Below are 8,220 nucleotides of genomic sequence, written 5' to 3'. Positions count from 1 at the left end.
ATAGTTAGTATTCCGGCCGCACTCGACGACAGCCAGCGCCCCCTACCAGCAGATCCTGCACGTCCTCTGCACCGCGTCCAGCGGCATGCGAGCAGAGGGCATCTGCCTCGCCCTCGGCGTCGAGCCCTCACCAAAACACGTCGAAGGCACCCGCGTGAAGCTCAAACGCATGGTCAACCGCCGAGTCCTGGGGGGCATGTCCCGGAGGCCATGTACGCGGCCAGGATGTAGTTGGGGTGCCGGTCGAGGTTCTTGCGGGCTCTGTCGTAGCGCATGGTGGTTCGCGGGGCGGTGTGGCGGGCGGCGATCTGCACGTCGCGGAGGCTGACGCCGGCGTCGAGCATGGTGGTCACGAACGTGTGGCGCAGCATGTGGGAGTGCATCCTCGGCATACGGACCCCTGCGGCAACGGCGGGGTGCTTGAGTCGGCGGGTGGCGGCGTGCCGGTCCATCCGCCGACCGTGGGTGTTGCGTAGGATCGGCCCGCTGGTGCGCTCATCGACGGCCCGGTCAATGGCTCGGGCGACCGCGGGTGGCAGCGGGACGAGAACGACCTTGCCGCCCTTGCCGCACACGCGCAGGACCCGGTGGCCGTGTTCCTCGCCCCAGGTCGGCGATGTTTGACCCGCAGGATTCCAAGATTCGCAGCCCGAGCAGACCCAAGAGCGCGATCAAGGCGAGATCGTTCGGGTTCGAGGACATGCGGGCGGTGGTGATCAGAGCTTCGAACTGCAGGTGCCCCAGTCCGAGGGTCGGCGACTCGGCCGGCACCGTGGGCCGGCGGACGTAGTCGGCGGGCGAGTGCTCCAGGAGGGCGTCGATGACGCAGACCCGGTAGAACCCGACCACGACCGACAGGCGCCGCGAAACCGTCGAGGGCTGGTACCGGCGAACGTCTTGCAGCCAGCGCACGTACCGCTCGACGTCCAGCCGAGCCATGGCGAACGGATCAAGGGCTTGGTCGGTGCACCAATGGAGGAAGACTCGCAGGTCGGACTCGGTATGGACGCGAGTCTGCCCACGGTAGCGGCCCAAGAAGGCGGACACTGCGGAACGCAGAACGAGCTGATCGGTCGGTACAAGCTGAAAGCGGAAGCAGGAGAGGTTGTCATACATCACCGTGCGCCACCAGCGGTGATGAACGCCAGTCCCCCCGGAGCGGCAGATGTGCGCAGTCGATCAGCCGACTTCGTCTCCGTGGTCCAGCCACTGACGCACTGCCGCGAGATCGATGCCGGTCAGTCCCATGTGCGGGTCGACGCGGTGCAGTAGTGCCGGTTGTGGGTGATGTGCGGCGACCCATCGCCGGTCAGCGTCGCTGGTCTCGTCGTCGAGCCAGACGAACGGGCGTCCTGCCGCCCAACGCGCCAACGGTCTGGTCTTCCAGTGCACCCCACGCGGTGGTCCCTCGACATCGTCGGGCCAGTCGACGACGGGCAGCGCGGGAAGACCGATCAGGGGCGCCACGACCGTGTTGGCTTCGGCCATCCAGGTGCTGGCCCAGACCAGTTCACCCGGCAGAGCAAGCAGCCGACGACCATCGGCGGGATCGAGACGGTCCAACAGAGGATTGCCGTGGCGGTCGGGACCGTCTGCCGCCCTGTCGCTCCAACGACGACTGACTCCGGATGGCCGGGCCCGTAGCGGGATCAGCACGCCGTCGATGTCGACAAAGATCAACGATCGTCCGACGCTGGCAGGCACTGCTGAACCGTACCGCGATGGGCGGTCCGGGCCGCTGGAGCCAGCGGCCGACAACCTTCAGCAGCGCGCGAGATGCGGCAAATCCGTGCATGTGATCTTGCTTCAGGCTGCGACGGCCGCTGGCAGAATGCGAACGGTTTCTCGGACGAATTGGACGGCATCCGCGGGTTACGCGAAGACCGCGTCCTCAGGCGAACTCGCGTGCGGTGGATTCCAGCCTCTCGCGGTAGGCGGCCCACCACGCCTCGTCGCCCTCGACCACGTTGTCGCCGGGCCGCCGCCAGCCGACCTGGCCGTCGACCAGTTCGCGCACGATGTCAGCATGCCCGGCGTGCCGGTTCAGCTCCGCGAGCACGTGCACGAGGATGAGATGCAGCGTCACCGGCGTGTGGCGCCACCACCGCACCGAGCCGGGCGCGTCGATCGGAAGCGCCTCGATCGTCGCGTCCGCGTGTGCCCAGACTCGGTGCCACAGGCCGATGACGTCCTCGCGGGACTCGTCGGCTGCGGCCCACATGTCCGCGTTCGGTTCGGCGTCCTCGTCCAGGCCCGCGACGGGCTCGGGAAAGGGCCGGTCGAACACCTCGCCGAAATACCCGGCGGTCACCGAAGCCACGTGCTTGACCAGCCCGAGCAGGTTCGTCCCGGTCGGCACGAGCGGGCGCCGCACGTCGTACTCCGACAGCCCGTCGAGCTTCCCGAGCAGCGCCTCGCGCGCCTCCCGCAGATACCGATAGAGATTCGCCTTGGCGTCGAGGTCTGTCATGCCGCCCAGGATCTCACCGCCGCGCCCGCCGCGATGCCCTGTACGCCCGCGTTCCGAACCGCGGCTCTGCGCCGGTCACGCGATTTCGGTTTCTGACTGCACCATGTCCATGTGTCGACGTCCGTCGTAACGGTGGGTAGCGCGCGAGTCGCGGCAGATCTGGATATGTGATCAAGGCATGTTTGTCGGTCGTCGGCGGCAGACCGAAGGCGATGCGGGAGGGTCGTGCTCGTAGTGGCCTGGCGATCGGGGGACGACCTGGATCTCATGGCTCAGCCCTCCGGATCATCGAGTGCGGCTGAGGGCCGCGTCGAGGTCGTCGAGATAACGTGCGACGGGGCCGACGGTGAGCATGCCGCTGCCGGCCCCGGCCAGCTCGTTGGCGGCTGGCGTGAGTTCGGTCCGGGCGCGTTTCATCACCGTCTGGTCGTCCAGGGCTATTGCAGCCTGGGCGGTGAGGCACCACAGGGCCTCGAACAGCAGGTCGCGCGGCGGATCCGGGGTCTGACGCAGCGCCGTGGCGGCATCGGCCAGGCGGTCCCGGGTCAGTAGGACGAACGGACGCACCCAGGGCGTGTAAGGGCCCCAGTCGGTGTCATCGTCGAAGCAGATCGGTTCGCCGTGCCACACGTGCAGGCACAGCAGGGCCAGCGGTAGGAGGCCCCGCTCGACGCCGGGCATGCCAGCGTTGGCGAGCTGTGCTGCCGCGTCGCGGTAGGCGGCTTCCGCAGCCTGTGGCGAGGGCCCGGTCGCGGCCAGTCGCAGTGCGCGGTACCACTGGGTGAACACGCCGACCAGCGGGCGGTCGTGCCGCTCGGCGAGCCGGTCTGCTGCGGCGGCGTACTGGTCGCCGGTGGCGAAGTCCGCGAGCGCGCCGCGGGCCTGTAGTCGGACGAGATGACCGAGGATCTCGAACGTCACCAGGCCGTGCCGGGCGGAGAGCATGACCAACTCGGCACCGATCTCGTCGCGCTCGGGAGCCAGGCCCGCGCGGTGAAAGGTCTGCATGAACACGCCGTTCAGGGCGAAGGCCAGCAGGGCCGGGTCGCCCAGGCGGCGCGCGGTCCGCTCCGCCTGCTGGGCCGCCTCGGGCCCGCGCGCCGCGCGCGTACCACGTGACTCCACCGCGATCGTGGCCAGCAGTCGGGCTCGGGTGGCCTCGGACGGGCCGGGGCGAAGGGCGGCCAGGGCCCGCTCGGCCGCCGCGACGATCTGCGCCGCCTGCGCCGGATCATCCGAGCGCGTCCAGACCGCGGGTACGTCGTAGCCGCCGATTACCCGGGCGGTGAGCTCAGGATCGCCCAACTGCTCGGCCGCGGCGATGGCCGCGATCCGCTGCTCCCGCGCCGCCTCGAGTCCGCTCGCCCCCGTCACGGCGAGACTTCGCAGCAGGCCGACCGTCGACTCCAGTCGAGCCCCGGAACCGGACGCCACGGTACGGTCGTATGCCGCCGCGGTCTCCGCCCAGACCCGTTCCGGTCCCGGCGAACCGGGACCGTCGCTGACCCGATCGGCCTGGCGGAGGATGTCGGTCTCCAGGCGACGCAGTCGCGGGCTCGGATCGACGCCGAGCTGTTTCAGGAGCAGGTTGCGGGCTCGGCGCAGTACCGCAAGCGCATCACCTTGGCGTCCCGCGCGGTACAGGGCAAGCGCCAGCAGCCGCCACGCCTCCTCCCGCCACGGATGCTCGGCCACGTGGGCGTCGAGATCCGGTACGACGTCGGAGGCACGCCCGACAGTCAGTCGCGCCTCGGCCCGCTGCTCGATCGCGTTCAGCCGTAGCTGTTCGAGGCGGGAACGCTCGACACGCGCCCACGGCTCGTCGTCGAAGCCGGCGAACGCGGGCCCCCGCCACCAACTCAGGGCACGATCGATCCGTTCGAGTGTCTCGTGCGGGGGCGCGGTGGACGCGGCGGCGACGGCGTCCTCGAACCGCCAGGCGTCGACCGCGTCCGGCGCCGACCGAAGCGCGTAGCCCGGGCCCTCGGTGACCAGCAACCGAGCCGGCTCACGCGGTGGACGCTGCGGCTCCAGCGCGCGCCGCAACGCCGCTACGAACGTGCGGACGGCGCCCACCGCGCCCGGTGGGGGCTCCTGCCACAGGTCGTCGACGAGGCGGCTGACCGGTACGACCCGGCCGCGCGCGACGACGAGTCGCGCCAGCACCGCGCGGTGTTTCGGCCCTTTCAGGTCTATCGGCGCGCCGACGCCGTCCCAGGCGACAACCGGCCCGAGAACACCGAACCTGACCTGCACTGATCGAACCGCCCTTCCGCGCCTCGGCTCAAACATATCGCGCTCATCGTTTGCTCATCCGCGACCGGCACGCTGGAATCGTCCACCCGACGAGAAAAGGACGATCATGACTTTTGCCATTCCCGGGTTCGACTACCAGCGCGTCACGGTCGACGATGACGTGACACTGAACGCGGCGGTGGGAGGTACGGGCAGCCCGATCGTGCTGTTGCACGGCTTTCCGCAGACCCACGTCATGTGGCGGCACGTCGCCGTCGACCTGGCCGCCGACCACACCGTGATCTGTCCGGACCTGCGCGGCTACGGTGCCAGCGACAAGCCCGACGCGCGCGACGGCGACACGTACTCCAAGCGGACCATGGCCGCCGACATCGTCACCCTCGCCAGCAAGCTCGGCCACGAGCGCTTCGCCCTGGCCGGACACGACCGCGGTGCCCTCGTCGCCATCCGCGCCGGCCTCGACCATCCCGCCACGATCACCCACCTCGCCACCCTCGACGTCCTGCCGACCCTGGACATGTGGGACATCCTGCACGGGTCCACCGCCGCGGTTGCCTTCCACCTGTACCTGATGGCCCAGCCACCCGGCCTGCCCGAGCAAATGATCAGCGCCAGCGCGGACGCCTTCTTCGGTTACTTCCTCGACGCATGGGCCCAGAACCCGCAGGCCATTCCAGCGGACCTGCGGGCGGAATACCTGAAAGCCTCGCGCGAGGCGGTCCCCTCCATCGTCGCCGACTACCGCGCCTCGGCCGGCATCGACATCGAACACGACCAGACCGACCGAGCCGCCGGGAACCAGCTGTCCATGCCGGTCACCGTCGTCCAGCAGGATTGGGGAGCCGCACTCGGCTTCGACGCCGCCGCGCTATGGCGCACCTGGGCCGCTGATCTGGAGCACCGCACCACATCGGCCGGGCACTTCATGGCCGAGGAAGCACCCGACGAGATCATCAAGGTGCTGCGCTCCCTGCTCGCGCGGTAGCGAATCGTCTGCCCGCCGACGGCGCGGTGATGCGCTCAATTCGGCAGATCCGGATACGCAGACGGGTCTGCTGCACCGGCAGGTGACAGGTGAAGTCACGCCGTGTCACCGATGCTTGACCGCGTCCGATCGGTCGAAGCCGCCCGGCTACATCCACTCAAGCCCGGCCCACCAACAAGCCACACCGATGCGACCACGTCGTCACAGCACGCCTGACAACTATCCCTACTAGACAGTCTTGCCCACAAACGACAAGCACACTCATCCCGGACTGGCCTGTGCTGCGCCGCATCGGCGCAGGTGTGAACACTCCCCTCCCCCGCACCTGCCCTGTCTGTCAGGGTGAGTTGAGGCCAGCGGCTCGTAGCAAGTCCGCCGTGCAGGGCGAGTTCAGGATCGAGAAGCGTTGAATACTGCTGTTGACGTCGCGACGGCCCAGGATGGGGTCATGAGTCGGAAGAAGGGTCCGCGTTCGGGCGGGCCGCGGGCGCGCCGGTCGTTCACGCCGGGGCAGAAGCTGGAGTTACTGGCCGGGTATGAGCAGGCTGTCGCGGCTGGTGAGGGCGGTGCGTTCCTGCGGCGTGAGGGTTTGTACTCGTCGTTGATGTCGGAGTGGCGCCGGGCTCGGGACGCGGGTTTGTTGCAGGGCAAGCCTGCTGGGGAGACGGTCGGGAGGCCGTCGGCGGAGCAGGCCGAGATCGCCCGGTTGCGCCGTGAGTTGGAGTTGGCGCAGGCGAAGCTGGCGCGGACCGAGACGGCGTTGACGATCATGGGAAAAGCGCGCGAGCTCTTGGAGGACATCTCCAGGAGCGAGCCGGACGATCCGGACGTGTTCGGGCTCGGCAGACGCTGATGGCCGCCTACCACGAGCTGACCAGCGCGAGGATCACGACGCGAGAGGCGAAGCGGCTGACCGGGATCGCCCGCTCCAGCGCTGAGCGCGACCGGCGGCGGCCGACACCGGCCCTGCCGGTGCGGCGAGCGCCGGCGAACGCGCTCACCCCGGCCGAACGCGAGCAGGTCCTGCGCCTGGTGAACAGTCCGGAGTTCGTCGACGCGGCCCCGGCCCAGATCTACGCGGCGCTGCTGGACCAGGGCGTGTACGTCGCCTCGATCGCCACCATGTATCGGGTCCTGCGCGAGCACGCGCAGGTGCGCGAGCGTCGCCGGCTGGCCCGGCACCCAGCCCGCGCTCGTCCCGAACTGGTCGCCGACGGCCCGCAGCAGGTCTATACCTGGGACATCACGAAGCTGGCCGGCCCGGTCAAGGGCGTCTACTTCGACGCCTACGTGATGATCGACATCTACTCCCGGTACATCGTCGGTGCCCGTGTGCACGCCCGCGAGTCCGGCCCCCTTGCCGAGTCGATGATGCGCCAGGTGTTCGACGTCCACGGCGTCCCGCACGTCGTGCACGCCGACCGGGGCACGTCGATGACGTCGAAATCGGTCGCGGACCTACTCGAAGACCTCGACGTCACCCGCTCGCACTCCCGGCCGAAGGTGTCCAACGACAACCCGTACAGCGAGGCCTGGTTCAAGACGTTGAAGTACGCGCCGGTGTTCCCGGACCGGTTCGCGTCCCTCGCCCAGGCGCGGACGTTCATGAACGACTTCGTGACCTGGTACAACCACGCCCACCGGCACACCGGGATCGGCTACACACCCCCGCCGACGTCCACCACGGCCGTCACCACACCGTCCGCGCCAACCGCGAGGACACCCTCGCCGCAGCCCGGACGGCACACCCGGAACGATTCAGCACCACCCGACCCCTACCCAAGATCCTCGACCTGCCCACACAGGTCTGGATCAACAAACCCGAGCCACAACGACAAGCCGCTTAACTCCCGTTGGCCTCAATCCCTTGACACGTTCCGCCTGCGACCGACCACCGCGATGCCGGCCCCTTCTACGCCCCGCGCGACAGATCCGGACGGGTCAGCCTGTGGCTGTCATCGCGGCCTGCAGGTGCTTCCGGGTGTCTTCGTCGAATGCGACGAGTCGTACCCGTTGAACGTTCGTGGCTGCGGACCTGATCGTTGCTACGGCGATCCGGGCGGCCTGGTCGGGAGGGAAGCCGTACACGCCGGTCGCGATCGCTGGGAAGGCGACGGTCCGGGCGTCGATCTCGTCGGCGATCTGCAGGCTCCTGCGGTAGCAGGAGGCCAGGACATCGGCTTCACCGTGGCCGCCGCCTTCCCAGACCGGCCCGACGGTGTGGATGACGTGCCGCACCGGTGGATCGAGGTCGAACGCCGGGGTGGGCATCGCGTCGCCCGGCTCGCAGGGGCCGATCGCACCCCCGGCCTGGGCCAGGCGAGGTCCGGCAGCGCGGTGGACCGCGCCGTCGACACCACCGCCGCCCAGAAGAGACTCATTCGCGGCGGTGACGATGGCGTCCACGTTCTCCCGCGTGATGTCACCCATGACGACCTCGATCGCTGCCACAGCAAAATCCTGGCACATCAGACGGAGGCGTGTCGGCCCACCGTCTGCAACCGGCTAG

At 69.2% G+C, this 8,220-nt stretch carries 7 protein-coding genes and 1 pseudogene; 2 read left to right on the top strand and 6 right to left on the bottom strand.

Annotation, left to right across the window (positions count from 1 at the left end; all coding sequences use genetic code 11):
- Positions 1-173: 173 nt before the first annotated feature.
- The 5 genes from C5N14_RS32805 to C5N14_RS31325 all read right to left on the bottom strand — a co-directional run bounded on the left by C5N14_RS32805 (position 174) and on the right by C5N14_RS31325 (position 4,762).
- Positions 174-575, bottom strand: a complete 402-nt coding sequence (locus C5N14_RS32805) for a tyrosine-type recombinase/integrase (RefSeq protein WP_207892961.1) — start codon at positions 573-575, stop codon at positions 174-176.
- Positions 511-1,116: a site-specific integrase gene (locus tag C5N14_RS32800; RefSeq protein ID WP_207892960.1), complete on the bottom strand. Its 606-nt coding sequence runs from the start codon at positions 1,114-1,116 to the stop codon at positions 511-513. The genes C5N14_RS32805 and C5N14_RS32800 overlap by 65 nt, the downstream gene beginning before the upstream one ends.
- 63 nt (positions 1,117-1,179) lie before the next feature.
- Positions 1,180-1,704: an HAD domain-containing protein gene (locus tag C5N14_RS31335; protein WP_243640293.1), complete on the bottom strand. Its 525-nt coding sequence runs from the start codon at positions 1,702-1,704 to the stop codon at positions 1,180-1,182.
- Positions 1,705-1,891: 187 nt separating this feature from the next.
- Entirely contained in the window at positions 1,892-2,470 is a 579-nt protein-coding gene (locus C5N14_RS31330; RefSeq protein ID WP_117673509.1) for a DinB family protein, read from the bottom strand.
- A gap of 285 nt (positions 2,471-2,755) precedes the next feature.
- Positions 2,756-4,762 carry a BTAD domain-containing putative transcriptional regulator gene (locus tag C5N14_RS31325; protein ID WP_256371581.1) on the bottom strand — a complete coding sequence of 669 codons (2,007 nt, stop codon included), beginning with the start codon at positions 4,760-4,762 and terminating at the stop codon, positions 2,756-2,758.
- A 70-nt stretch (positions 4,763-4,832) separates the two neighbouring features.
- On the opposite strand from C5N14_RS31325, the gene C5N14_RS31320 reads away from it, so the two are divergent.
- Entirely contained in the window at positions 4,833-5,711 is an 879-nt protein-coding gene (locus tag C5N14_RS31320; protein WP_117673505.1) for an alpha/beta fold hydrolase, read from the top strand.
- Positions 5,712-6,159: 448 nt separating this feature from the next.
- A pseudogene (locus C5N14_RS31315) lies at positions 6,160-7,558 on the top strand (IS3 family transposase).
- Between the two features lie 94 nt (positions 7,559-7,652).
- Here the strand turns inward: C5N14_RS31315 and C5N14_RS31310 are convergent.
- Positions 7,653-8,162, bottom strand: coding sequence for an O-acetyl-ADP-ribose deacetylase (locus C5N14_RS31310; protein ID WP_117673520.1), 510 nt, complete (start codon positions 8,160-8,162; stop codon positions 7,653-7,655).
- Positions 8,163-8,220 lie beyond the last annotated feature (58 nt).

Source organism: Micromonospora sp. MW-13 (genome assembly GCF_003434305.1).
In the GTDB taxonomy this organism is placed as follows: domain Bacteria; phylum Actinomycetota; class Actinomycetes; order Mycobacteriales; family Micromonosporaceae; genus Micromonospora.
Note: the sequence above shows the minus strand (reverse complement) of the source record. Positions and strands in the feature narration are given on the sequence as shown.

What these genes read in the sequence shown, in the direction of transcription:
- C5N14_RS32800 (WP_207892960.1), bottom strand. Translation starts at nt 1,116, where the DNA reads ATGTATGACAACCTCTCCTGCTTCCGCTTTCAGCTTGTACCGACCGAT.
- C5N14_RS31330 (WP_117673509.1), bottom strand. Translation starts at nt 2,470, where the DNA reads ATGACAGACCTCGACGCCAAGGCGAATCTCTATCGGTATCTGCGGGAG.
- C5N14_RS31325 (WP_256371581.1), bottom strand. Translation starts at nt 4,762, where the DNA reads ATGTTTGAGCCGAGGCGCGGAAGGGCGGTTCGATCAGTGCAGGTCAGG.
- C5N14_RS31320 (WP_117673505.1), top strand. Translation starts at nt 4,833, where the DNA reads ATGACTTTTGCCATTCCCGGGTTCGACTACCAGCGCGTCACGGTCGAC.